Raw genomic sequence first — 21,728 nt, 5'->3', positions numbered from 1 at the left:
CAGGCAGGGAGGACCCCACGTGCCCCGCGGCGCGTTGATTCTCTGCCGACAGGCCATGCCAGCGTGAAATGACTGCCGAGACCGACCACGACCTGTCACGCGAGCCCGTTGCGGCGCATGAGCCGTCGCCGCGCTCGGGCAGTATTGCGCTGGTGCTGCTGGTGGCCACCGGCCTCGTCGCGGTCGCCATCGGGCTGATGACGCTCGGGCGCGCGCAGGCGCAGCCCTATATCCTCGGAATCCTCGCCGTGCTGGCGATGGTCGGCCTGTTCAATCTGTTCGCCTTCGCGGCCGGCATCATCCGCTTCGTCGACCGCAACCTCGACGATCCCGTGATGGGACGCATCGCCGATCACGCCTTCGACGGCCTCGCGGTGACCGATCCGCGCGGCCATGTGGTCTATTCCAACGCGGCCTATCTGACACTGACCGGCGCCTCCGGTCCGCAGGACGTGCGGCCGGTCGAACGCGTCTTCATCGGCAATCCGGACGTTTCGGAAGCCGTGTTCCGCCTGCTGAAAGCCGCGCGCGAAGGAAAACGGCAGCAGGAAGAAGTGCGCATTTCCGGCCAGGACGGCAGCCACGGCCGCTGGCTGCGCATGCGCGTGCGTCCGCTCGGCACCGGAAAGCGCGAAGCCAAATATGCGGTGTGGTCGATCGCCGACATCACGCGTGACCGCGAGCGCCAGGAGGACGTGTTCCAGGAGCTCCAGCACGCGATCGAATATCTCGATCACGCGCCGTGCGGCTTCTTCTCGGTCAATCCCGCCGGCGAACTCGCTTACGTCAATGCGACGCTGGCGAACTGGCTCGACTATGATCTCGCCGAGATCGGCTCCGGCGGCCTGAAGCTCGCCGACATCGTCTCCGGCGACGGCGCTTCGCTGCTGAGTTCGATCGTGGCGGTGCCGGGCGAGGTGAAGACCGAAGTCTTCGACATCGATCTCCGCATGCGCACCGGCAAGACCATGCCGGTCCGGCTCTATCACAAGCTCGCCTTCGGTGCCGACGGCGCACCGGGGCCGTCGCGCACGCTCGTCATCAGCCGTGCCCGCGACGAGCGCAGCGATCCCGACCGCGCCGCCGAAGTGCGCTTCATGCGCTTCTTCGACCACACGCCGATGGCGATCGCGACCGTCGACCGCGGCGGCAACGTGGTGCGGTCGAACGCGCGCTACGCCAAGCTTGCGCAGGGCCTCGGGCTCGACAGCGCCAGCAAGTCGATCTTCCGCGCAGTCAATGCGCGCGACCGGCATTTGCTCATCGCAGCCATTAACCAGGCCGCCGAAAACCAGGCCGACATCGTGCCGGTCGAGGTGGCGCTGGAGGGCGCGAAGGATCGCTGGGGCCAGTTCTTCGTCACGCCGGTCGACGCGGGCGAGAACGACGCTGAAGCCGCGATCGTGCACATGCTCGAGACCACCGAGCGGCGCGCGCTGGAGAACCAGATCAACCAGTCGCAGAAGATGGAGACGGTCGGCCAGCTCGCCGGCGGCATCGCCCACGACTTCAACAACGTGCTCTCCGCCATCATGATGGCGAACGACTTCCTGCTGAACGCGCACAAGCCGACCGATCCGTCGTTCCAGGACATCATGCAGATCAAGCAGAACGCGACGCGTGCCGCGACGCTGGTGCGGCAGCTGCTCGCCTTCTCGCGGCGGCAGACGCTGCGGCCGCAGGTGCTCGATCTCGGCGATGCGTTGTCCGACCTCACCATGCTGCTGCGCCGGCTGATCGGCGAGAAGGTCAAGCTCGACCTGATCCACGGCCGCGACCTCTGGCCGGTCAAGGTCGACGTCTCTCAGTTCGAGCAGGTCATCGTCAATCTCGCGGTGAACGCGCGCGACGCCATGCCCGACGGCGGCAAGCTGATTATCCGCACCGCCAATGTCGCGACCGACGAGGCGGGCAAGCTCGCCTACAAGGGCATGCCGGCGGCGGACTACGTACGGATCGAGGTCGCCGACACCGGCACCGGCATCCCCGCCGACATCCGCGACAAGATTTTCGAGCCGTTCTTCTCGACCAAGGAAGTCGGCAAGGGCACCGGCCTTGGCCTTTCGACCGTCTACGGCATCGTCAAGCAGACCGGCGGCTTCATCTACGTCGATTCCGAGCCGGGGCAGGGCACGTCGTTCCACATCTTCCTGCCGCGCCATCACGCCGAACCGGAAGTGCAGCTCGAGCAACCCGCAGCAAGCGCGACGAATGGCGCTGCGAAAGATGCCGCGCCCGCTGCCGTGGAGGCGAAGCCTCGTACCGATCTCACCGGGCAGGGCACCATCCTGCTGGTCGAAGACGAAGAGGGCCTGCGCGCGCTGAACGCCCGCGGCCTGCGCTCGCGCGGCTACACCGTGGTCGAGGCCGAGAACGGCGTTGAGGCGATGGAGGTGCTCGACGAGCAGAGCGGCGGCATCGATCTCGTCGTCTCCGATGTGGTGATGCCGGAGATGGATGGGCCGACGCTGCTCAAGGCGATGCGGGAGAAGAACCCCGACATCCGCTTCATCTTCGTCTCCGGCTACGCCGAAGACGCCTTCGAGAAGAGCCTGCCCGAGGGGCAGCAGTTCGACTTCCTGCCAAAGCCGTTCACGCTCAGCCAGCTCGTGGCGGCGGTCAAGGAGACGATGACGAAGCAGGGCTAGCTGCTCCACGCTGTCAGCAACGACGGGCAGGGAGCGGCATTCCGCTTTAAACCGCCGGTAACCGGCGACCACGGTTCCCGGCGGCATCCGGCCAAACCTTCGGCAAATATGGGCTTTTGCCACATCCCCGCGACTGAGGGCCGCAGCCGGGGGTTCCGAAACCGGCTTCCCTTTTGGTAAAGGCTGCCCATCTTACTGGCACATCCCCATGCCGGGGATTTGGGAAACGAACATGAATTTCTCGCAATGGTCCCGCACTCTCGTGAAGACGATTGCCGTCGTTCTGGCGCTCGCGCTGCCGACGGCGCTTGCGATCTCGTCGGCTGACGCCCGCGTTGGCGGCGGCGTCTCTTCGGGCTCGCGCGGTTCGCGGACCTTCTCGGCTCCGCCGTCGACCACGACCGCGCCGGGCTCGACTTCGCAGTTCAACCGCACCTACAGCCAGCCAGGCGCCGGCATGAACACGGCTGCGCCCGCGCGCGGCGGCCTGTTCGGCCGCGGCGGCGGCTTCCTGGGTGGTCTTGCCGCCGGCTTCCTCGGCGCTGGCCTTTTGGGTATGCTGTTCGGCGGTGGCCTGTTTGGCGGCCTCGGCGGGCTCTCGTCGATCCTGGGTCTGATCATCCAGATCGTGCTCGTCGTATTCGTGGTGCGGTTGGCGATGTCCTGGTGGCAGCGCCGCAACGCGCCGCAGGCGGCCTATGCCGGCGCCGACGCCGGTCCGGGACCGCAGGCGAACTATCGCAGCGGCCTCGGTGGTGGTCTTGGTTCGGGTCTTGGTGGCGGCTTCGGCTTCGGCGCCAACAATGCACCGCTCGAGATCAAGCCGGACGACTACGAAGCATTTGAGCGTCTGCTCGGCGACATCCAGGCCGCCTGGTCGAACGAGGACGTTGCAAAACTCCACACGCTCGCGACGCCGGAAATGGTCTCCTACTTCGAAAGGGATCTCGCAGAGAACCGCGCGCGCAATGCCCTCAACAAGGTGACCAACGTCAAGCTGTTGCAGGGCGACCTCGCAGAAGCCTGGCGCGAAGGCGAAACCGATTACGCGACGGTGGCGATGCGCTTCGCGCTCACCGACAAGACGGTCGACCGCAACACCGGCGCGCTCGTCGCCGGCAGCGAGCAGCCGGGCGAAGTCACCGAAGTCTGGACGTTCGCCCGCCGCCCGGGCAGCGCCTGGGAATTGTCGGCGATCCAGCAGACCAACTGATCGCGCCTGACCTGAGAAACCAGGGCGTCGTGCTTCCGGCACGGCGCCCTTTTCTTTTGGACGACTCGCATCGCGGCATCGGAATAAGCGGCCGCGCGTCGGGTTGACATCAGGCGACCAAATACAAGCACAACTGGGAGGACAGGATGATCCGCATCGCAAGATCCGTGACGATGTCAGGACTCGCGCTCGCTGCAGCCTTGCTTGCAGCGCCGTCGGCGCAAGCGCAGTCGGCCGATATGACTTTCTTCGTAACCTCCAACGGGCCCGGCAAGGGCGCCGATCTCGGCGGCCTCGATGGCGCCGACGCACAGTGCCAGAAGCTGGCGCAGGCTGGCGGTGCCGGCACCAAGACCTGGCGCGCCTATCTCTCGACGCAAGCGGCCGACGGCAAGCCGGCCGTCAACGCAAAGGATCGCATCGGCAAGGGACCGTGGCAGAACGCCAAGGGCGTGGTGGTCGCCAAGGACGTTGCCGACCTGCATGGCGCGGCCAACAATCTCACCAAGCAGACCGCGCTCAGCGAGAAGGGCGAGGTCATCAACGGCCGCGGCGACACGCCGAACCGCCATGACATCCTCACGGGATCGCAAGCCGACGGCACCGCTTTTGCCGCGGGGGACGACAAGACCTGCAAGAACTGGACGTCGAGCACGCAAGGCGCGGCGATGCTCGGCCATGCGGACCGTCAAGGCCTGCGCGATGACGAGCCGTCAAAATCCTGGAACAGTTCACACCCCTCACGCGGTCCCGATGGTGGCTGCTCGCAGGCCGATCTGAAGACCACCGGCGGCGACGGCCTGCTGTATTGCTTCGCGGCGAATTGAGGCACTCCGTCATTGCGAGGAGCGTAGCGACGAAGCAATCCAGAGTCCCTCAGCGGCGACAGTCTGGATTGCTTCGCTGAGCTCGTATGACGGGGTATTGAGCGCGAGCGCTCCGTCACACGCTCACGGAACCTTCGGCTGCGTGCTACATTGGTTCCGTCGCTTCCACGCTTACGGACCCCTCCCATGAAATACGAGCTCTACTATTGGCCCGAGATCCAGGGCCGCGGTGAATATGTGCGGCTGGCGCTGGAGGAGGCGGGGGCGGCTTACGACGACGTCGCACGCGGCCCGCGTGGCTCGGCCGCGATGACGAAGATGATGGAAGCCCACAAGGGCACGCCCCCCTTTGCGCCGCCGTTCCTCAAAGCCGGCAAGCTCGTCATCGGTCAGACCGCCAACATCCTGCTCTATCTCGGCGCCCGGCACGCCCTCGCGCCGAAGACCGAAGCCGGCAAACTCTGGCTGCACCAGCTTCAACTGACGATCACCGACCTCGTGGTCGAGATCCACGACACCCATCATCCGCTGGGGCCTTCGATGTACTACGAAGACCAGAAGCCGCCGGCGAAGAAGCGCACGGCGGATTTCTGGGACGAGCGCGTGCCGAAATATCTCGGCTATTTCGAGCAGCTTCTCGATGACAATGGCGGCGCCTATGTCACCGGTCGGCGTCTGACTTACGTCGATCTCTCGCTGTTCCAGATTGTCGACGGCCTGCGCTATGCGTTCCCGAAGCGGATGAAGGCGTTCGAGAAAAACATTCCCGGCCTCGTCGCCCTGCGCGACCGTGTCGCCGCGAGGCCGAACATCAAGGCCTATCTCGCAAGCGGGCGCCGGATTCCCTTCAACGAGCAGGGCATCTTCCGGCGCTACAGGGAGCTGGACGCGTGACTCACCATACGCCCGGCAGCACGCGGTAGCGCACTCGTGCCGCATAATCGGCATAGCCGGGCAGGCCCGCAATCAGCGTGCGCTCCTCGATGCGGATACGGACCGCAAGCAGGACGAGGAAGAGCGGCGCAATCGCCAATCCCCACCACGAGCCGAGGATCAGCGGTACGCTGGCGAAGAACAGGATCATGCCGCTGTACATGGGATGGCGGACATAGGCGTAGGGGCCGGTCGAGATCACGCGCTGCGCGCGCTCGGTCTGTAACTTTACCACCGGTGCTGCGAACGAATTCTCGCGAAAGACCCACAGCGTGAACAGTGTCGAGGCGAGGAACAGCACGACGCCGAGCGCCTGCCATGCGACACTCATGTGGGACGCAAGATGGCGCCGGTCGAGCCCCATCGCGACGAGCCACCCCAACATTGCCGCGATGAATGCGACCATGAAGAGCTTGTCGGCGGTCGGCTGATCTCTCTGAAGAACGGGACGCAGACGTTCGGCGAGAAGCGCCGGGTCGATCCGGTAGAGCCACCAGCCGCACAGTGGGCCGAGCAGGACGGAGGTGACGAGAAACACCCACGCGCCCGGCCAATGCAGCGTGCCGGCGACCGCAAACAGCAGCGCCCCCATCCCGGCGGTGAGAACAGTGTTCTGCAAAAGCAGGCGTGCGATCATGCGCGGTTCCCCGGACAGTCTCGCACCAGTATAGCCGCGCTATCCGGCAAAGCTGCGGCCGGACGCGCGAAAAGCCCGGTCAACCGGACCGGGCGATCCATCGCAGGCAAGCCGGATCAGGCGAGCTGATCGATCCGCGTGCCCTGGCCCGGCGGCAGCGGCGCGGGCGGCGTCGGCTGATAGGTCGGGTCGTTGTCCTTGGTCTGGTCGTCCGGCTGCTTGGTCGCGTCGTAGCTCGGGACCACGATCGTCACAGGCGGCGGCGCAACGCTGGAAACGCTCATCCACAAACCCTCACAGATTGAAACAATTGACCCTGCCCCGTGAGGGACCAAAGCTCCGTCAAGGCAATCGTTAAAATGCGAGGCGTTTGGTGCGAAAAGTGCCGAGCGTGTGGTGGCAAGCCCCGCCTATTCGTCCTTCGGTCGCGTGATCGAGATCGCGGCGTCCGTCTTGGTGCGCGTGCATTCCATGTTGAGACGCTTGTAGCGCATCGTGACCTTGTCGCCGCGCAAGAGTCCCATGCGCTTCAGGCAGCGCGTCGCGCCGGTCGTGGTGTCGTCCTTCGTCACCGTAAAGATGATCGCGGCCGCGGATGCGACCAGATTGTAGAACTGCGGCGTCGGCTTGCGGTCGCCCTTGGCATAGAGCTCGTTGGAATAGGTCTGCCCCTGCGAACGGCAGCCGAGCGACAGCTCCTTCGCCGCCGGGTGGGTGAGGTAGATGATGTTGGCGGCCTTGAAGTTGACCTTCAGCCCGTCGATGCCGCCGGCGAGCTGCCTGGCGATATCGTCGCACTGGTCCGCGCGCGCAGGCGCGGCGAGGGTCACAAGGCCGGTAATGGCGGCGGCGGCGACAATCGCGCCGCGGACGTGCAGTTTGAAAATCATGATGGAAAGCCCCTTGAGGGCGCGCATTCAACCGTCGCCGCGCGCGAAGTGCAAGGGGTGCAACCCGGCTTGATGGGCACAACCACAGTCCACGTTGGTCGAAGAGGGGACCGGAAAATGGCCGCCATGGCACCGAATCGGGATGCCCCGGCCGCGCCGGAGCGCCTTCCCTTTGCGGCAAAAAAGCTTAGAACGCTTCTATGCTCAGAGGCCCGCGAGGGCTCCAAAACCCCGAGAATTGCTCCATGAACGCTCCCACCGCCTTCCCCGACGCCTCAAAACCCGTCCCGCCCTACAAGCACACCCCGCTGTTCCCGCTGGGCAAGGACGAGACGCCGTACAAGAAGATCACGGCCGAGGGCGTCCGAGTCGAGAAGGTCCTGGGGAAGGACATGCTGGTGGTGTCGCGCGAGGCGCTGCGGGCGCTGTCGGAGGCGGCTTTCGGCGACATCAACCACTATCTGCGCCCCGGACATCTGAAGCAGCTCCGCGCCATCCTGGAGGACGGCGAGGCGAGCCCGAACGACAAGTTCGTGGCGCTGGACTTCCTCAAGAATGCCAACATCGCGGCCGGCGGCGTGCTGCCGATGTGCCAGGACACCGGCACTGCGATCATCATGGGCAAGAAGGGCTGCAACGTCATCACCGACGGTGACGACGAGGCGGCGCTGTCGGAAGGCGCGCGCGACGCCTATCTGCGCCGCAATCTGCGCTACTCGCAGGTCGCGCCGCTCTCGATGTACGAGGAGAAGAACACCGCCAACAACATGCCGGCGCAGTGCGAGATCTACGCCGAAGGTGATGATGCCTACAAGTTCATGTTCATGGCGAAGGGCGGCGGCTCCGCCAACAAGAGTTTTCTGTTTCAGGCCACGCCTTCCGTCTTGACCAAGGACCGGCTGCTGGCCTTCCTGAAAGAAAAGATCCTGACGCTGGGCACCGCGGCGTGCCCGCCTTATCACCTTGCGATCGTGATCGGCGGCACCTCGGCCGAGCTCTGCATGAAGACGGTCAAGCTGGCGTCGGCCCGCTATCTCGATGCGCTGCCGACCCACGGCTCGCCTGACGGCAACGCCTTCCGCGACGTCGAGATGGAGAAGGAAATCCACAAGATGACGCAGAGCCTGGGCGTGGGCGCGCAGTTCGGCGGCAAATATTTCTGCCACGACGTGCGCGTGATCCGCATGCCGCGTCACGGCGCATCGCTGCCGATCGGGCTTGGCGTGTCCTGCTCGGCCGACCGCCAGGTGCTCGGCAAGATCACTAGGGACGGCGTCTATCTCGAGGAGCTCGAGCACAACCCTGCGCAGTATCTGCCGCAGGTCGAAGAGTCGCTCGGCGGCGAGGTCGTCAAGATCGACCTCAACCAGCCGATGAAGGACATTCTGGCGACGTTCTCGAAATACCCGACCAAGACGCGGGTCTCGATGACCGGCACCATGATCGTCGCGCGCGACAGCGCGCATGCCAAGCTGCGCGAGCGACTGGAGAAGGGCGAGCCGCTGCCGGATTATTTCAAGAACCATCCGGTCTATTACGCCGGCCCCGCCAAGACACCCGAAGGCTACGCCTCCGGTGCGTTCGGCCCGACCACCGCAGGCCGCATGGACTCCTTTGTCGACCAGTTCCAGGCCGCCGGCGGCTCGATGGTGATGGTGGCGAAGGGCAACCGCGCGCCTGCGGTGCGCGAGGCCTGCAAGAAATATGGCGGCTTCTATCTCGGCTCGATCGGCGGTGCGGCGGCGAACCTCGCCGAGCACTGCATCAAGAAGGTCGAGGTGCTCGAATATCCGGAGCTCGGCATGGAAGCGATCTGGCGCATCGACGTCGTGGACTTCCCGGCCTTCATCATCATCGATGACAAGGGGAACGACTTCTTCAAGGAGTTGAACCTGGGCTAGCTCCACTTTCCCCGGACGCTGCGCAGCGCGAAGCGGCGCGCTGCTGATCCGGGGTCCATGTGGCGGCATGGGTCCCGGCTCTGCGGAGCAGCGTTACACGCTGCACCGCGTCCGGGACACGAGAGGAGCCCTACGCCTTCGCGCCCGTGAACGGGAAGCTGCCCATCGGGCCGATGCCCATTTCGCCACTCATGCTGTCGCCGGAGACCGTTCCGATGAACTCGAGGGTCAACGGCATCGGATTGGTGATCGAGACCTTCCAGTTGACGGCGTCACCGCTGACGGTGCCGTCAAAGATCTCGGCGGTATTGCCTTCCGCACCTTGCGTGCCCGTGAGCGTGCCGCCCGCTTCCTTCAGGCTCAGCGTCGCCTGGCGTTCGCCCATCGGCGTTGTCATGGTCAGATTCCAGTTGCCGTCCACGGCCATTCGCGTCTCCCGAACACTATCCCGGCGGGCTGCGATGATCCGCAGCCAGTCCTGGGTGGAGCGTATAGCGCAACTCGTTGCGGCTGCCTAACCGGCCTTTAACGCTTCTTGGCCGGCATTCAGGCGCGGGCGGCGGCGCGACGGCGGCTGGTGACGACGAGCCTGAACACCACGTACTGCACGGCAAAGGCGAGGGCCTTGGCGCCGCCCGCGACCGCCGAGATGTAGAACGCCCAAAGCTTGAGGTCGCCGGTGGCAGCGACCGCGATCGTGCCGGCGCCGAGAACGAACATCAGCGCGGCCCAGGCATAGCCCGCAGCAGTGACATATTCCGGCGCGGTCTCGGCCACGATCGGCGGCATGTAGCGCAGCATCCAGCCGCGCTTGAGCATGATCGCGCCGATCGCGAAATGCGCGATCGCAGGCTTGGCCAGCATGAAGCGGGGATCGTTGGTCAGCAGCGTGACAGTGCCGAGAACGATGACGAGTGCGACGCTCGCATAGGTCATGTAGCCGAGCTCGCGCCCCTTCACGCGGGCGTAGATCACCTGCGCGATCGCGCCGGCAATCGCCACCGATGTCGCCAGGATGACGTTGTCGGTGACCAGATAAATGACCAGGAAGACGATGGCCGAGAGGAAGTCGGAGGCGAGGCGGGCGAATACGTCCTTCATGGTCGGTCCTGTCTCACTTGGCTTCGGGCAGCGCGCCGGCCGGCGCACCATACTTGATCTGGCGATATTCGGGATACCACTTGGTGAAATAGATCGCGCTGTTGCGGGCGGCGAAGGCAACCGCGAGGCCGAGCCATACCGGCAGGCCCGGGAAGTAGAGCAGCACGATGTTGGCGGCCATCATCAGCAGGGCGGCCACCGTCCATGCGGCGGTGATGATGTAATTGGCGGTGAGGAAGCCGGGCATTGCCGCGGTTTCGGCTGGCACGGATTCGACCGCGTATTGCAGCGTGAAGGGCCGGCGCGCCAGCATCGAGCCGAGCGAGATGATGAAGATGCCGATATCGACCGAGAGCTTGACGCCGAGCGCGCTGAGCTTCGGATCGAACAGCACGAGCGAGAGGCCGATGCCTGCAAACAGGATCGCGGAGCCCGCGGCCAGAATCTTCACCGAGCGGCCGCGAGCCACGTCGATCGCGATGGTCGTGAGGCAGATCGCGGAGGCCACGAACACGCTGCTCGTGGCCGACGTGACCATCATCAGGAAGGTGTAGACGCCGTAGGGGGCAAGGATCAGAAAGATCGTCATGGTCGCCTCGGTCGAACCAATCTTTACGATGTCAAGATTGATAATTCAGGGCAGTGACGGGGTCAAGCGAAATCTTTACAGTGTCAAAATGATATGAATGACTTGAAAAAATTCAATTGTTGCAATGGCTTGATCCGATATCTCATCGGCGAAGGCCGCCCAGGGCAGGCGCGACAGGATGGTCAGCGCGGTGCTGATCAGCAGGCCGATGGTCAGGAAGATGCTGCCGCCGCGGCCGATCCTGAATTTGAGCGAGCCCGGCGCCGCGTACATGCCGAGCGGATGCAACAGCCGAGACAGCACCAGCGCGCCCATCAGCAGGTGAACGCGCAGGGGCGATGCGCCGGACATTTCGAGAAACGCGACCATCAGCGCGATGATCGGAACGTATTCCATGAAATTGCCATGGGAGCGGATCGCGCTGCGCAGGCTTTCGTTGCCGCCGTCGCTGAAGGGCGCCTTGCTGCTCCGTCGCAGCCGGATGACCTCGAGCGCGAGCGCGGAGTAGATCAGGGCGAGAACGGCCAGATAGTTCGCGGTGATCGTGGGAGCGTGCATCCCAAGTCTCCTCTATCCGTCATTCCGGGGCGACGCGAAGCGTCGAGCCCGGAATCCATCGGGCGGCAAGTTCGGTGGCGAAATGGAGTCCGGGTTCACGCTTCGCGTGCCCCGGAATGACGAGAGGAGGGAGCTACTGCGCGCCCACCCAATTGCCGTGAAAGCCGTCGGGCACGCGATGGCCGAGCTGCACCAGCGCGGCGGGGCCGGCCTCGATGTCGGTGGCATTGAACACGGCGAGGTCGCTGCGGTTCTCCCGCGCGCGCCAGATCACCGCCAGCAGCCAGCCGTCACCTTCCGCAGCATCCTTCGATCGCTCGACGAAGACCGGCTCGGAGATGGTGTCGCCCGCCGGCAGCAGATACTGGCCGAGCCGCTTGCCCGTGCCGTCGACATGAACGATGCCGGACAGCGCGCCGAACATCGGCAGCCTTGGGTTGGCGCAGGCGTACCAGCCGTGACGGCTTTTCAAGCCGGCGCGGCGATCGTCGATGCGCGGGAATTCGCCGGTGAGGTCGTCCAGATACGTCTGTTGGAAGCGGTCGGTATTGCCGGAGAGATCGAAGGTCCAGCGGCAGTGGCGGGCGCGCGATTTGTCCGGATCCGTCGGCCGGCCGTCGGGATGCGGAAACAGCGGGGCTTCCTCGAACTGCATGACGTCAGCGACGATGCGGTCGGCGTCCTCCCACGCGTTCATGACGTGGAAGACATAGCAGGCCTCGGCGCGGAACCAGACGATGTCCTTCGCCGTGCCGCTGCGCTTCATCACGCCGACATAAGAGCCTTTCTCCGGCTCCCAGGCATAGGGGGGCTTGCCGCTCATCGCGCGCTCCATGCTGCCGGTGATGGGCAGGATCGGAAACAGCACGTGGTTCTTGGTGACGATGAAGTCGTGCACCATGCTGGCATAGGGCGTCTCGAAACGCTCGAAGCGCGTCACCTTGCCGCTCGCATCGATCGATCCGTAGGAGAGGGCGGGTGTCAGCGGGCCCGCGGCATTGTAGCCGAAGAACACCAGTTCGCCCGTGATCGGATCGACCTTCGGATGCGCGGTAAAGGCGCCGACGATGCGGTTCTGATAGTTCTGATAGCCGCGGGTTGCGAGCGTGCCCGGCTCGATCTCGGTCGGCAGATGTCCCTCTTCCAGCGCGAGCAGCTTGCCGGCATGGAAGACGATGTTGGTGTTGGCGACGCCGCCGTCGGTGAGATGGGCGGGCGCATCCGGTAGCTTGCGGCCGAAGCCGCCGAACAGGGCGCGGCCGGCATCGTGCTCGGCGAGCCATTTCGGCGTGCGGACCCAGCGGTTGCGGTAGCTGGCACGGCCGTTTTCGAGATGAAAGGCGTGCAGCATGCCGTCGCCGACGAACCAGTGTGCGCCGGGCGCGTCGAACTGCGGATTGGGGCCGTTGCGGTAGAGCGTGCCGTTCAGCTCGCCTGGCAATTCCCCGACGATCTTGAGGAAAGGCGCGTCCGCCTCGAACGGAATCGGCGCGATGTTGTTGCGGCGCTCGGTGACGGCGTCCTGCTGCACGGCGTATCCCTCCCTATCTTTACATCGTCAAGATGGAATAGGGCCGAGCTCGGCTGCCGTCAAGTGAAATCTTTACACTGTCAATATTGCGTCATATAGCTTGTAAATGGCCAAGAGCGACACCAAGAGCGACACCAAGAGCGAAACAGCGCGAAGCTTGCGCACCCCGAAAAAGACATCGCCAGCACCTCGGCCGGCGCGCCGCGCGGTGAGCGCAAAGACCGAGACGCCCTATCACCACGGCGCCTTGCGCGAGGCGCTGCTGCAGGCGGCTGAGCGGGTGCTGGAGCGCGACGGGCTCGCCGGCCTGACGTTGCGCGCGGTGGCGCGCGAGGCGGGCGTCTCGCATGCCGCACCGACCCATCATTTCGGCGATCTCACCGGCCTCGTCAGCGAACTCGCCGCAATCGGCTTCCGCCAGTTCAATGCGGCGATGGCATCGGCCTGTGGCGCCGCGACCTCGCCTCTGGAGCGGGCGCTGGCGCGACCCAAAGCTTACGTCGCCTATGCCCAGGCCCATCCCGGCATGTACGGTCTGATGTTCCGCACCGAGCGGCTCGACTATTCCAGGCCCTCGCTGCACGAGGCGGCAGAATCGTCGTTTGCCGGACTTGCCAATGCGATCGGCGCGATGCGGCAGGAGCCGATCACTGGCAACGCGCTGACCATCGAGCAGGGCGCTGCGATTGCGCGGGCCTGGTCGATGGTGCACGGCTTTACCATGCTGCTGCTCGACGGGCGGCTCGAGGACATTTTGGAGCGGCTGCCCGCGGGCACGACCGCCGAGCAGTTGCTCGAAGCGATCCTGAAGTCGACGGTGGCGGGAAAGCTGCCCGCTCGTTGATCAGCAACTGATCGCAATGTTTGCGATGTGTGGTGGTTGTGCTGCGGAACTCGTGACTTCGTGCATCTTCACTGTGGGCAAGGTTCAAACGCAGTCCGGATGGACCTGACAGCGGCGCGGAATCGTTCTAGAAGGGCGGCTTCGCTTGGGCTCATGCAGCCTGGTTCGCGTCCTCAATACACCTGATCATGCCAGTCATCGCTTCCCGCAAATCCTATCGCGTCGGCCGTTCCAAGACCGGACTTGGCCTCTTCGCCACTATGCCGATCAAGAAGGGCACCCGGATCATCCGTTATTTCGGACCGATCCTGGACTGCCGCATTCCCGCGCAGGACGACATCGAGAACAAATATCTGTTCGAACTCAACGGCCGCTGGACCATCGACGGCTCGGTGCGCAAGAACGTCGCCCGCTACATCAACCATTCCTGCCGGCCCAACGCCGAGTCGGACGTCCGTCCGCGCGAGCGCAAGGTGTTCATCCGCGCCATCAAGAACATCGAACCGGGCGACGAGATCAACTACGATTACGGCACCGACTATTTCAAAGCCTATCTGAAGCCGATCGGCTGCAAGTGCCCTTCCTGCGAGAACAAGCGCAAGAAGCAGCGCGCCGAGGCCCGCGCCGAACGCGCCAAGGTGAAGGCGCGCGCGGAGCGCAGGGCCCAGAAAGCCGGCGCGAAAACCACCGCGGCGAAAAAGAAGAAGCTGAACGGCAAGCATTTTGCCGGCAAGGTCGGCCGCGCGAAGGCGTAGCTTCCCGTCGCGTCGGATGTTCGTAAGCGTCATCGGGTCATGGAAGCACCGCTGACCTGGTTTAGCGGTCGATCGAGAAGTTGCTATTTGTTGGGGAAACCGCTTCCGCGACGTGGTAGTTATTCACCGGGCGGCCCGTGGCGTTTGCGGGTGATGAGAACGCCAGTTTGCGCTCCCGCCTTCCTCTGCTGGAAAGGAGCGCGCCATGTTCAAGCGGCGTCGTTTCAAGCAACAGCTCTCCCTGCGGGATCGACTCGCGGCATGGGCACAACAGGCCCAGGAGCGCGCAAGCGCTCTCCCACCTGGCCCCGAGCGAGAAGCGCTCGTCAGGAAGGCACGCCAAGCCGAAGTGGCGACCCATTTGGACGATTGGGTCAGGTCGCCCGGGTTACAGCCGCCGAGGTGAACACTGCTCCAACTTCCCTGTGATCTCGAATCGAAGAAGGTCGCGCTTCACCCGCCGGAAAGTAGGCAGCCACAATAAATACGGCGATAGCGCCGTCGAATTTCTTCGCGTGCGTTGTGACCGGTTTGTTGACGGCCATCGTGGTCTTCCCTTTGCAGGTCGGCTGTCGCCTCGCTTGCGCGCGCCGGTCGGGCAAAACACCTTGTCAAGAAGCGCAGGCTGAAATATTCCTGTTTACCGAATTTCGGTTTTGTAGTATCGCTGTGCCCATCCCGGCTCGTCAAAGGGGCGTTCGCGATCGTCACGATACGCAGGCCGGGATGCGGTGGACGCGGCAGCGCCGGCGCGCGACGTGACGACAGGGCGGGCAGACCCCGTGAGACGTTACGATCCGCGGCACGACACGGCGCCGTAACAGCGGCCTCGTTGGCATCGGGGGTGAGCACACGCCAGCCCTTGAAAGTCCGGCGAGGACGTCCGCGGACGGAGAAGTCGTGTGGTCCTGACGCCCGGAGCCTGTGCGTCAAGCGTTGCGGTGATGTGGCGGTCCGACCGGGCGCGCGCATCAGCCATCCGCAAGGCGACGGGGGCAATAGTGCATCGCTCCCCGGGGAGAGCACGAAGGACACCGTTAAAACCAGCCGCGCAGGGAAGGCCGGGCGACCGGCATCACCTGTGATCCACCCCGTGTGCATTTCCAAAGCGCACGGATCTCGGGTGCCAGCCGGCGCCCGGCCTTCCCTGCGCCCTTTTTTCGAAAAGGGCGGCAAGTCGAAGCAAAGCTCGGGCGAAGCGCGCCGCGAGGACGGGGAAGCGTGTCTTAGCTTGAGGGCAACTTGAAATCGTGCCGCACACGAGAACCTATCCCGTCACCCTGAGGTGGCCGTCTCTTCGGCGGCCCTCGAAGCGCGACAGCCCGTCTGCATCCGGGCCGTTCATCCTTCGAGGCGCGCAAGGGCGCACCTCAGGATGACGGAACTAACGTCTCGGCAATCAGCGCCGCGTTAAGCCGCCACCACGCTCCCGCTCTTGCGCAAGCCGACATATTGCAACTCGGCGAACACGCCGGTTGCGATTGCCTGCGCGACGACCATGAGCTCGCCGGTGAGGTTCGGCGACACCGCGCCCGAGAACAGAAGTGCGATGCTGCCGACCGTCCAGGCGGCGTTGCCGACCACGACCAGCAGCACGAGCGGCTTCGGCACCACTGTGCGCGAGGCGAGCCAGCCGACCAGTGCGGTGTAGGCGATCAGGAACAGGCCGGTTTCACGCAACAGCGCCTCGGGCAGGTTGAACAGCGTCGCGAACGCGCCGGCGCCAAAAGTCAAGCCGAGTGCGGCGACGCCGCTGAACACGGCGTCGGCGAGCAGGGCACGGCGCAGGAAGGTGGATGCGTCAATCATCAGAAGTCTCCATGGTTGGGTTGGGCTTTGAGTGAACTTGGGATGAACTCAATGCAGTTCGCGCCACCAGGCGCGGAGCAGGCGGGCGAGGCGGAACGGGCAGAGGCTCCTGCCGACGCTGTGCTCGAAGGCCGTGACCTGCGCGACGACGTAGTCGCCGGTCGAATGCACCAGCGGCTCCGGCATGTTGAGGCTGCGCGCCAGCATGCGGGTCGCAAGCGTCATCGCCCAGGGAAGAAGGTGGTCTGCGAGGGTGCGGTAGAGCAGCAGCGCGATCATGGTCATCTCCTGTGCTCGGGAAGATGCGCCGGTCCGGGACCCACTTCGATTACCTCAGGGGTAATGGAAGGGCTGAAATCCGCATGCTAGGTTTTCGACCATGAACGCACATGCATCCACGGCACGCACTGAGCCCAGCCAGCCGGTCCATATCGGCGACCATTTGCGCGAATGGCGGCAGCGCCGCCGCATGAGTCAGCTCGATCTCGCGGGCGAAGCGGAGATTTCCGCGCGGCATCTGAGCTTCGTCGAGACCGGCCGCGCCGCGCCATCGCGCGACATGGTGATGCGGCTCGCCGAGCGCCTCGACGTGCCCTTGCGCGAACGCAACGTGCTGCTGGTCGCTGCCGGCTACGCGCCGGCCTTTCCGCAGCGCCCGCTGGAGGATCCGGCCTTGAAGTCAGCCCGTCAGGCGATCGATCTCGTGCTCAGAGCCCACGAGCCCAATCCGGCGCTGGCCTATGACCGGCACTGGAATCTGGTGACCGCCAACCGCATGGTGGCGCCGTTGCTCACAGGCGTTCCGGAGCGGCTGCTCGGCCAGCCCTTCAACGTGCTGCGGCTCGCCTTTCATCCCGAGGGGCTCGCGCCGCGCACCGTCAATCTCGCGGAATGGTGCGCGCATCTGCTCGAGCGCTTGCACCGGCAATGCGAGGCGACGGCCGATCCCGAGCTGGTCAAGCTCTATCACGACCTCAAGAGCTACCCCATTCCGGCGCGCTCGGGCCCGCTGTCGAGCGACAATGTCGCAATCCCGTTCAAGCTGCGCCATGACGGAGGGATACTAAGTTTCTTCTCCACCACCATGGTGTTCGGCACGCCGGTCGACATCACCCTGTCGGAGCTGGCGCTGGAGACGTTCTTTCCGGCGGACGAACGCACCGCCGAATGGCTGAGACAGACGGCCGCAAAAGTGGCCTAGCACCCTTGCCTCGTGCGGCGTTCGGCTTATCTTCCGACAAAACCGCACCCGCCCCAAAAACTTGCCGCCCAAAGGAGGCGCCAATGAGCACCCTCAAGCCGCTCCAGATCGATGTCGTCTCCGACGTCGTGTGCCCGTGGTGCTATATCGGCAAGCACCGGATCGAGAGCGCGCTCGCGCTCGTGCCCGACGTTCCGGTCAAGCTGAATTTCCGCCCGTTCTTCCTCAATCCCTGGGTGCCGCGCGAGGGCATCAGCCGTGAGGACTATCTCACCCAGAAGTTCGGCTCGGTGGAGGCATATAAGGGCATTGCCGGCCGCGTCGTCGCGGCCGCCGGCGAAGAGGGCCTCGTCTACAAGCCCGAGCTGGTCGCGCGCCAGCCCAACACGACCGACTGCCACCGCCTGATCCTGTGGGCGGAAGCGATCGGCAAGGCGCCCGAGATGAAGCAGCGTTTGATGGAGCTGTATTTCCGCGATGGCGGCGATCTCACCGACGTCAACGTGCTGGTCCAGGCGGCGGCCGATGTCGGCCTCGATGCCGACGACGTGCGCAAGCGCCTTGCCACCGACGAGGACGTCGCGCGTGTCTCGGCCGACGCGCAGGAAGCCGCCGAGAAGGGCATCTCCGGCGTGCCGACCTACGTGTTCGCGCAGAAATACGCCGTCTCCGGCGCGCAGGATCCGAACCTGCTCGCCCGCGCCATCCGCCAGGTCTCGGCGGAGATCAATGCGCAGGCGGCGGAGTAGCGCGCGCCTACTTGCGGAGAAGATGAAGCGCGCGGCGCGCCGCTTCTCGCGCCAAGCCGCGCGCGGTCAGCGCGGCATGGATGAGTGCCACCATCGGATCGTTGCGCCGCAGCGGGATCAGTACGTCGCCGATTGCAAAGCGGCCGCGCCAGATCGGATTGATCATGGGATGATCGGCGCTCGCGGTGGAATCGGCGCTCGCGAGAGACGGATCGGCGCAGAGATGACGCGTCAGATCGAGCGTGAGCTGCACGCCCGGCGAATATTTTGCAAAACGCTCGTCGATGCCGAGCTTGAAGAAAAACGCGCGATCCTGATGGCGCAGCACGATGCCGGCGGCAATCGGCGTCGCGCCGGCACGGAGCGCGACGATCTCGCACTGCGCGGTCTCGGCGAGCGCGGGGACGGCGCGGCGAATGAAGGTCGCATCGCCTGCAGCCTGAATCAGCGCGGTGCCGCGCTTGCCCTTCCAGCCGCTGGCTTCGAGCTGCAGGAACGTCTCGAGCGCGGGCTTGATCTGGTCTGGCTTGCGTGCAATTTCGAAAGCGACCGGTCCATGCTCTTCCAGGCGATGGCGCTGCCGGCGCAGCTCCTTGAGCTTCTTGGCACCGAGCGCCTCGTGCAGCACCCTGTCGCCATCCTGTGTCGCATCGAGGCTGGCGCGGACGTAAGAGCCGAGCACGCGCGGCTTCAGGCCGGCTTGGCCGAGGGCTTCCTTGAGCGATGCCATCGCAGCGCCGTCGAGCGCGACGTCGCGCAGGACCAGCGCATGCGCTCCGGCCTCGCGGGCCCGTTGCAGCAGGCGCGTCGCGGCCTCGAGCGAAGCGTCGCGGTCGATCAGCGGGCTGCACAGCGTGCCATAGGGATGCGCGCTCACGAGCGCGGGCAGGGGGATCTTCCAGGCCTGCCAAAGCGAGACCACCGGCATCAAGGCGATCAGCCGCGTCGAGGAGCCGCCGCAGACGGACAGCGCCGAGGCGCCGACACGATCGCGCGCGGTTGCGCTGACGGCGAGCTCCCAGGCGGGCAGGTAATAGCCGTTCGGCTCGACCGCCCGCTGCGCCAGCGCGCGCCATTGCCCGGGCTCGATGGCCGTCAGCGGGACGAGCGCGGGCGTTGCATCCTTCGCCGATGCCGGATTGATCGCAGCCTGATGCGCGATGTCGACCACGTCCCGTCGTCCCCGTTCACGCGGGCAGAAGCCCTGCGTCATACGGTCATGCTAAGCGCAAAGATTGGAAAATCCCGTTGGGGCGCGGCTTCAATTCGAGTGGTATTGTTAACGTCTCATTAAGCATTCGGCCGGCTGCGCTGGCGGATGCTGTCTCGATCCGGAGGATCAAAATGGTCACCACGACTTTCACGCCGATTGCCTCGCTCTTCGGGGGCGCGCTGATCGGCCTGTCCGCGGTGCTCCTGATGTGGGCGACGGGACGGATCGCCGGCGTCAGCGGCATCGCGGCACGGTTGTTTCCGCCGTATGAGGACGGCGAATTCGCCGGCCGGCTCGTCTTCGTCGCGGGCCTCATTGCCGCCCCCGTGCTGGTGCGGCTCGTGACCGGAAGCCTGCCGGCGCAGACGATCGCGGCGGGAACGCCGGTGCTGATTGTCGCGGGGCTGCTGACCGGCTTCGGTGCGGTGTGGGGAAGCGGCTGTACCTCCGGCCATGGCGTCTGCGGCCTCTCGCGACTGTCGGTGCGCTCGCTGGTCGCGACCATCACCTTCATGGCGACGGGCGTCGCCACGGTCTTCGTGATCCGGCACTGGAGCTGACGGCAATGACCATTCTCGTCCAATTCGCAATCGGCTTGCTGTTCGGCCTCGGGCTCATTGTCTCCGGCATGTCGAATCCGGCAAAGGTGCTGAACTTCCTCGACCTCGGCGGCATTCCGGCGGGGACATGGGACGCGAGCCTCGCTTTCGTGATGGCCGGCGCGGTCGCCGTGACCTTCGTCGGCTTCAGGCATGTCTTGAAGCTGGCACATCCCTTCTTCGCCGAACGCTTCCACGTGCCGACGCGCAGCGACATCGATCCAAAAATCATCGTTGGCCCCGCGATCTTTGGCATCGGCTGGGGATTGGCCGGCTTCTGTCCGGGACCGGCGCTGACCTCGCTCGGTTTCGGCTCGACCTCAGCCGTCATCTTCGTCGCCGCGATGTGCGCCGGCATGGTGCTTGCCCGCTTCATCGCGCAGCTGCCATCAACGACGCGCGTCGCTGCGCCGGTTCACCCGCTCGAGTCCTGACGTAGGCAGGACCGGACGAGCGATCTCGTCCGGTCCCATTCGGTCACACAGTTTCGCTTACCAGCGGTCGCCGCCGACACCGACGCCCACGCTAACGCCGGGCGCGCGAATGCCGACGCCACCGCGCGGACCGTCATCCCAGTCGTGATCGCGATAGGTGCGGCGCTCGTAATAGCGCTCGCGCGGCATGGCGTCATAGGAGTCGCGCACGATCACGCGCGCGCCGCCGCGGGTGCGATAGCAATTGCCAGCGTCATCGCAGACCAGCCGGACCTCCTGAATGAGATTGGGGCTGGTGTATTCGCGGGTCGTGTAAAAATCCGCGGCCTTCGCGCCGCTCGCCGCAGCGAGGGCTCCGATGCCAGCCAGCAGTGCAATCGTGAACGTCCTCATCCTGTCCTCCTCCGAAACTGCCCTTGGCGGTAACAAGAATGGGGGGCGACGATCGTTCCGGCAAAATTACAGGTTTTTCCCGGAACCTATCGTCATGTGTTGCGATCGATCGCTAGATCGGCTCGTAGGCTTCCGATCCGCAGATGTCATCGGCTTCCGCGCGGCGCCTGTCGATGACCTTTCCGCCGTTGATCGTCACGATGTAGGTCTGGGTGCCAAGCGCCGAGCCGGTGGCCGAGGTGAGTTGCGCGCGGACACAGGCGGTCCAGCCCGGTCCGCGGACCTCGTGATGGGGCAGGGCGACTTGCACCTCGTGCGGATAGGAGGTGTTGAGGAAGACCATTTCGATCTGCTCACGGACCACGCGCTTGACGTCAGGCGGCGGTTCGGGCGGCGGCTGTTCGGCTTCCTTGAGGCGCATGAAGTCGGGCACGGGCGCACGGCTGTCGGCAAAGCCGCACGCGCCGAGCGCGAGCGCGCCGGCGAACAGCGCTACATGTGCAACAATCCGCAACATTCGTGAAGGTCCCCTGCCGGCCAACACATAGGCGCGAATTCGACCGGACGAAGTCCCGGCCGATCAACATTTGCTGAAGGGGTAGAACCCGCCGCATTGGCTACTACGGGATTGCAGGCTAGTTTGTACCCCGGATAACGGGGATTGCACCGATGAGAAGTTTGGTCATAGCCGCCGCGGTGCTGGCACTGGCAGTTGCTCCCGCGCAGGCGCAGATGGGCGGCGGTCGGCGCCATCAGGAGGACAGCGGCCAGAAGGCTGACAACAAGCCCAAGGTCGACGAGAAGGCCTACAAGGCCGCGCTCGAGCGCATTCCGGCGTCCAAGGAAAAGTATGATCCGTGGGGCGGGGCGCGTCCGAGCGATCCCGCCAACAATCCGAAATAG

27 protein-coding genes are annotated in these 21,728 nt (G+C 65.1%); 12 read left to right on the top strand and 15 right to left on the bottom strand.

Translation table 11 applies throughout. The features are described from left to right. Window positions 1-68: 68 nt before the first annotated feature. The 4 genes from cckA (at window position 69) to K3F49_RS03105 (ending at window position 5,582) form a co-directional block, all read left to right on the top strand. Window positions 69-2,648: a cell cycle histidine kinase CckA gene (gene cckA, locus K3F49_RS03120; protein WP_234679425.1), complete on the top strand. Its 2,580-nt coding sequence runs from the start codon at window positions 69-71 to the stop codon at window positions 2,646-2,648. Between the two features lie 208 nt (window positions 2,649-2,856). Next, window positions 2,857-3,861, top strand: a complete 1,005-nt coding sequence (locus K3F49_RS03115) for a Tim44 domain-containing protein (protein ID WP_234679424.1) — start codon at window positions 2,857-2,859, stop codon at window positions 3,859-3,861. Window positions 3,862-4,007: 146 nt separating this feature from the next. Next, window positions 4,008-4,688 carry a lectin gene (locus tag K3F49_RS03110; RefSeq protein WP_234679423.1) on the top strand — a complete coding sequence of 227 codons (681 nt, stop codon included), beginning with the start codon at window positions 4,008-4,010 and terminating at the stop codon, window positions 4,686-4,688. Window positions 4,689-4,874: 186 nt separating this feature from the next. Next, a complete protein-coding gene (locus K3F49_RS03105) occupies window positions 4,875-5,582 on the top strand; it encodes a glutathione S-transferase (protein WP_234679422.1) in 708 nt (235 codons plus the stop codon). A 1-nt stretch (window position 5,583) separates the two neighbouring features. On the opposite strand, the gene K3F49_RS03100 is transcribed toward K3F49_RS03105, so the two are convergent. The 3 genes from K3F49_RS03100 to K3F49_RS03090 form a co-directional block, all read right to left on the bottom strand. After that, window positions 5,584-6,258: a methyltransferase family protein gene (locus K3F49_RS03100; RefSeq protein WP_234679421.1), complete on the bottom strand. Its 675-nt coding sequence runs from the start codon at window positions 6,256-6,258 to the stop codon at window positions 5,584-5,586. A 116-nt stretch (window positions 6,259-6,374) separates the two neighbouring features. Further along, the gene (locus K3F49_RS03095) at window positions 6,375-6,542 is read right to left on the bottom strand and encodes a hypothetical protein (protein WP_234679420.1); all 168 of its coding nucleotides are present in this window, start codon (window positions 6,540-6,542) and stop codon (window positions 6,375-6,377) included. Window positions 6,543-6,668: 126 nt separating this feature from the next. Next, window positions 6,669-7,148, bottom strand: a complete 480-nt coding sequence (locus tag K3F49_RS03090) for a hypothetical protein (protein WP_234679419.1) — start codon at window positions 7,146-7,148, stop codon at window positions 6,669-6,671. Between the two features lie 245 nt (window positions 7,149-7,393). Between K3F49_RS03090 and K3F49_RS03085 the strand changes: the two genes are divergently transcribed. Further along, complete coding sequence (locus tag K3F49_RS03085; protein ID WP_234679418.1) at window positions 7,394-9,049, top strand: fumarate hydratase; 1,656 nt, start codon at window positions 7,394-7,396, stop codon at window positions 9,047-9,049. Window positions 9,050-9,179: 130 nt separating this feature from the next. Here the strand turns inward: K3F49_RS03085 and K3F49_RS03080 are convergent, their stop codons facing one another. The 5 genes from K3F49_RS03080 to K3F49_RS03060 all read right to left on the bottom strand — a co-directional run bounded on the left by K3F49_RS03080 (window position 9,180) and on the right by K3F49_RS03060 (window position 12,828). Further along, window positions 9,180-9,476, bottom strand: a complete 297-nt coding sequence (locus K3F49_RS03080; RefSeq protein WP_148751416.1) for a hypothetical protein — start codon at window positions 9,474-9,476, stop codon at window positions 9,180-9,182. A gap of 119 nt (window positions 9,477-9,595) precedes the next feature. Next, window positions 9,596-10,150 (bottom strand): inner membrane-spanning protein YciB, encoded by a 555-nt coding sequence (locus K3F49_RS03075; RefSeq protein WP_234679417.1) that lies wholly within the window; start codon window positions 10,148-10,150, stop codon window positions 9,596-9,598. A gap of 13 nt (window positions 10,151-10,163) precedes the next feature. Beyond that, window positions 10,164-10,739 (bottom strand): hypothetical protein, encoded by a 576-nt coding sequence (locus K3F49_RS03070; RefSeq protein WP_234679416.1) that lies wholly within the window; start codon window positions 10,737-10,739, stop codon window positions 10,164-10,166. Between the two features lie 75 nt (window positions 10,740-10,814). Then, entirely contained in the window at window positions 10,815-11,297 is a 483-nt protein-coding gene (locus K3F49_RS03065) for an MAPEG family protein (RefSeq protein WP_234679415.1), read from the bottom strand. A gap of 133 nt (window positions 11,298-11,430) precedes the next feature. Continuing rightward, on the bottom strand, window positions 11,431-12,828 hold the full coding sequence (locus K3F49_RS03060) for a carotenoid oxygenase family protein (RefSeq protein WP_234679414.1): 1,398 nt from the start codon (window positions 12,826-12,828) through the stop codon (window positions 11,431-11,433). 106 nt (window positions 12,829-12,934) lie between these two features. Here K3F49_RS03060 and K3F49_RS03055 point away from each other — a divergent pair, with 106 nt between their 5' ends. Both K3F49_RS03055 and K3F49_RS03050 read left to right on the top strand, forming a co-directional pair. Continuing rightward, window positions 12,935-13,672 (top strand): TetR/AcrR family transcriptional regulator, encoded by a 738-nt coding sequence (locus tag K3F49_RS03055; protein WP_234679413.1) that lies wholly within the window; start codon window positions 12,935-12,937, stop codon window positions 13,670-13,672. Window positions 13,673-13,860: 188 nt separating this feature from the next. Next, window positions 13,861-14,427 carry an SET domain-containing protein gene (locus K3F49_RS03050; RefSeq protein WP_234679412.1) on the top strand — a complete coding sequence of 189 codons (567 nt, stop codon included), beginning with the start codon at window positions 13,861-13,863 and terminating at the stop codon, window positions 14,425-14,427. A 61-nt stretch (window positions 14,428-14,488) separates the two neighbouring features. Here the strand turns inward: K3F49_RS03050 and K3F49_RS03045 are convergent, their stop codons facing one another. The 4 genes from K3F49_RS03045 to K3F49_RS03025 all read right to left on the bottom strand — a co-directional run bounded on the left by K3F49_RS03045 (window position 14,489) and on the right by K3F49_RS03025 (window position 16,515). Beyond that, a complete protein-coding gene (locus K3F49_RS03045) occupies window positions 14,489-14,659 on the bottom strand; it encodes a hypothetical protein (protein ID WP_234680610.1) in 171 nt (56 codons plus the stop codon). A gap of 142 nt (window positions 14,660-14,801) precedes the next feature. Beyond that, the gene (locus K3F49_RS03035; RefSeq protein WP_234680609.1) at window positions 14,802-14,972 is read right to left on the bottom strand and encodes a hypothetical protein; all 171 of its coding nucleotides are present in this window, start codon (window positions 14,970-14,972) and stop codon (window positions 14,802-14,804) included. 865 nt (window positions 14,973-15,837) lie between these two features. Beyond that, window positions 15,838-16,236 carry a hypothetical protein gene (locus tag K3F49_RS03030; RefSeq protein ID WP_234679410.1) on the bottom strand — a complete coding sequence of 133 codons (399 nt, stop codon included), beginning with the start codon at window positions 16,234-16,236 and terminating at the stop codon, window positions 15,838-15,840. A gap of 48 nt (window positions 16,237-16,284) precedes the next feature. Next, window positions 16,285-16,515, bottom strand: coding sequence for a hypothetical protein (locus K3F49_RS03025; RefSeq protein ID WP_234680561.1), 231 nt, complete (start codon window positions 16,513-16,515; stop codon window positions 16,285-16,287). Window positions 16,516-16,615: 100 nt separating this feature from the next. Between K3F49_RS03025 and K3F49_RS03020 the strand changes: the two genes are divergently transcribed. Together K3F49_RS03020 and K3F49_RS03015 are read left to right on the top strand one after the other, a co-directional pair. After that, window positions 16,616-17,437: a helix-turn-helix domain-containing protein gene (locus K3F49_RS03020; RefSeq protein WP_234679409.1), complete on the top strand. Its 822-nt coding sequence runs from the start codon at window positions 16,616-16,618 to the stop codon at window positions 17,435-17,437. Between the two features lie 83 nt (window positions 17,438-17,520). Then, complete coding sequence (locus K3F49_RS03015; RefSeq protein WP_131871351.1) at window positions 17,521-18,186, top strand: DsbA family oxidoreductase; 666 nt, start codon at window positions 17,521-17,523, stop codon at window positions 18,184-18,186. Window positions 18,187-18,193: 7 nt separating this feature from the next. Here the strand turns inward: K3F49_RS03015 and K3F49_RS03010 are convergent, their stop codons facing one another. Next, window positions 18,194-19,357: a GNAT family N-acetyltransferase gene (locus tag K3F49_RS03010; protein WP_234679408.1), complete on the bottom strand. Its 1,164-nt coding sequence runs from the start codon at window positions 19,355-19,357 to the stop codon at window positions 18,194-18,196. A gap of 140 nt (window positions 19,358-19,497) precedes the next feature. On the opposite strand from K3F49_RS03010, the gene K3F49_RS03005 reads away from it, so the two are divergent. Together K3F49_RS03005 and K3F49_RS03000 are read left to right on the top strand one after the other, a co-directional pair. Next, entirely contained in the window at window positions 19,498-19,959 is a 462-nt protein-coding gene (locus tag K3F49_RS03005) for a YeeE/YedE family protein (RefSeq protein WP_276575357.1), read from the top strand. A 5-nt stretch (window positions 19,960-19,964) separates the two neighbouring features. Continuing rightward, complete coding sequence (locus K3F49_RS03000) at window positions 19,965-20,432, top strand: YeeE/YedE family protein (protein WP_234679406.1); 468 nt, start codon at window positions 19,965-19,967, stop codon at window positions 20,430-20,432. A gap of 57 nt (window positions 20,433-20,489) precedes the next feature. On the opposite strand, the gene K3F49_RS02995 is transcribed toward K3F49_RS03000, so the two are convergent. Both K3F49_RS02995 and K3F49_RS02990 read right to left on the bottom strand, forming a co-directional pair. Continuing rightward, on the bottom strand, window positions 20,490-20,825 hold the full coding sequence (locus tag K3F49_RS02995) for a hypothetical protein (protein ID WP_234679405.1): 336 nt from the start codon (window positions 20,823-20,825) through the stop codon (window positions 20,490-20,492). A 112-nt stretch (window positions 20,826-20,937) separates the two neighbouring features. Further along, window positions 20,938-21,342: a hypothetical protein gene (locus tag K3F49_RS02990; RefSeq protein WP_234679404.1), complete on the bottom strand. Its 405-nt coding sequence runs from the start codon at window positions 21,340-21,342 to the stop codon at window positions 20,938-20,940. A gap of 152 nt (window positions 21,343-21,494) precedes the next feature. Between K3F49_RS02990 and K3F49_RS02985 the strand changes: the two genes are divergently transcribed. After that, complete coding sequence (locus K3F49_RS02985) at window positions 21,495-21,728, top strand: hypothetical protein (protein WP_234679403.1); 234 nt, start codon at window positions 21,495-21,497, stop codon at window positions 21,726-21,728.

The organism is Bradyrhizobium monzae (assembly GCF_021458635.1).
In the GTDB taxonomy this organism is placed as follows: Bacteria; Pseudomonadota; Alphaproteobacteria; order Rhizobiales; family Xanthobacteraceae; genus Bradyrhizobium.
Note: the sequence above shows the minus strand (reverse complement) of the source record. Positions and strands in the feature narration are given on the sequence as shown.

Excerpts from the sequence above, each read along its gene's own strand:
- cckA (WP_234679425.1), top strand. The coding sequence starts at position 69 with ATGACTGCCGAGACCGACCACGACCTGTCACGCGAGCCCGTTGCGGCG.
- K3F49_RS03115 (WP_234679424.1), top strand. The coding sequence starts at position 2,857 with ATGCCGGGGATTTGGGAAACGAACATGAATTTCTCGCAATGGTCCCGC.
- K3F49_RS03110 (WP_234679423.1), top strand. The coding sequence starts at position 4,008 with ATGATCCGCATCGCAAGATCCGTGACGATGTCAGGACTCGCGCTCGCT.
- K3F49_RS03105 (WP_234679422.1), top strand. The coding sequence starts at position 4,875 with ATGAAATACGAGCTCTACTATTGGCCCGAGATCCAGGGCCGCGGTGAA.
- K3F49_RS03100 (WP_234679421.1), bottom strand. The coding sequence starts at position 6,258 with ATGATCGCACGCCTGCTTTTGCAGAACACTGTTCTCACCGCCGGGATG.
- K3F49_RS03095 (WP_234679420.1), bottom strand. The coding sequence starts at position 6,542 with ATGAGCGTTTCCAGCGTTGCGCCGCCGCCTGTGACGATCGTGGTCCCG.
- K3F49_RS03090 (WP_234679419.1), bottom strand. The coding sequence starts at position 7,148 with ATGATTTTCAAACTGCACGTCCGCGGCGCGATTGTCGCCGCCGCCGCC.
- K3F49_RS03085 (WP_234679418.1), top strand. The coding sequence starts at position 7,394 with ATGAACGCTCCCACCGCCTTCCCCGACGCCTCAAAACCCGTCCCGCCC.
- K3F49_RS03080 (WP_148751416.1), bottom strand. The coding sequence starts at position 9,476 with ATGGCCGTGGACGGCAACTGGAATCTGACCATGACAACGCCGATGGGC.
- K3F49_RS03075 (WP_234679417.1), bottom strand. The coding sequence starts at position 10,150 with ATGAAGGACGTATTCGCCCGCCTCGCCTCCGACTTCCTCTCGGCCATC.
- K3F49_RS03070 (WP_234679416.1), bottom strand. The coding sequence starts at position 10,739 with ATGACGATCTTTCTGATCCTTGCCCCCTACGGCGTCTACACCTTCCTG.
- K3F49_RS03065 (WP_234679415.1), bottom strand. The coding sequence starts at position 11,297 with ATGCACGCTCCCACGATCACCGCGAACTATCTGGCCGTTCTCGCCCTG.
- K3F49_RS03055 (WP_234679413.1), top strand. The coding sequence starts at position 12,935 with ATGGCCAAGAGCGACACCAAGAGCGACACCAAGAGCGAAACAGCGCGA.
- K3F49_RS03050 (WP_234679412.1), top strand. The coding sequence starts at position 13,861 with ATGCCAGTCATCGCTTCCCGCAAATCCTATCGCGTCGGCCGTTCCAAG.
- K3F49_RS03035 (WP_234680609.1), bottom strand. The coding sequence starts at position 14,972 with ATGGCCGTCAACAAACCGGTCACAACGCACGCGAAGAAATTCGACGGC.
- K3F49_RS03030 (WP_234679410.1), bottom strand. The coding sequence starts at position 16,236 with ATGATTGACGCATCCACCTTCCTGCGCCGTGCCCTGCTCGCCGACGCC.
- K3F49_RS03025 (WP_234680561.1), bottom strand. The coding sequence starts at position 16,515 with ATGATCGCGCTGCTGCTCTACCGCACCCTCGCAGACCACCTTCTTCCC.
- K3F49_RS03020 (WP_234679409.1), top strand. The coding sequence starts at position 16,616 with ATGAACGCACATGCATCCACGGCACGCACTGAGCCCAGCCAGCCGGTC.
- K3F49_RS03015 (WP_131871351.1), top strand. The coding sequence starts at position 17,521 with ATGAGCACCCTCAAGCCGCTCCAGATCGATGTCGTCTCCGACGTCGTG.
- K3F49_RS03000 (WP_234679406.1), top strand. The coding sequence starts at position 19,965 with ATGACCATTCTCGTCCAATTCGCAATCGGCTTGCTGTTCGGCCTCGGG.
- K3F49_RS02995 (WP_234679405.1), bottom strand. The coding sequence starts at position 20,825 with ATGAGGACGTTCACGATTGCACTGCTGGCTGGCATCGGAGCCCTCGCT.
- K3F49_RS02990 (WP_234679404.1), bottom strand. The coding sequence starts at position 21,342 with ATGTTGCGGATTGTTGCACATGTAGCGCTGTTCGCCGGCGCGCTCGCG.
- K3F49_RS02985 (WP_234679403.1), top strand. The coding sequence starts at position 21,495 with ATGAGAAGTTTGGTCATAGCCGCCGCGGTGCTGGCACTGGCAGTTGCT.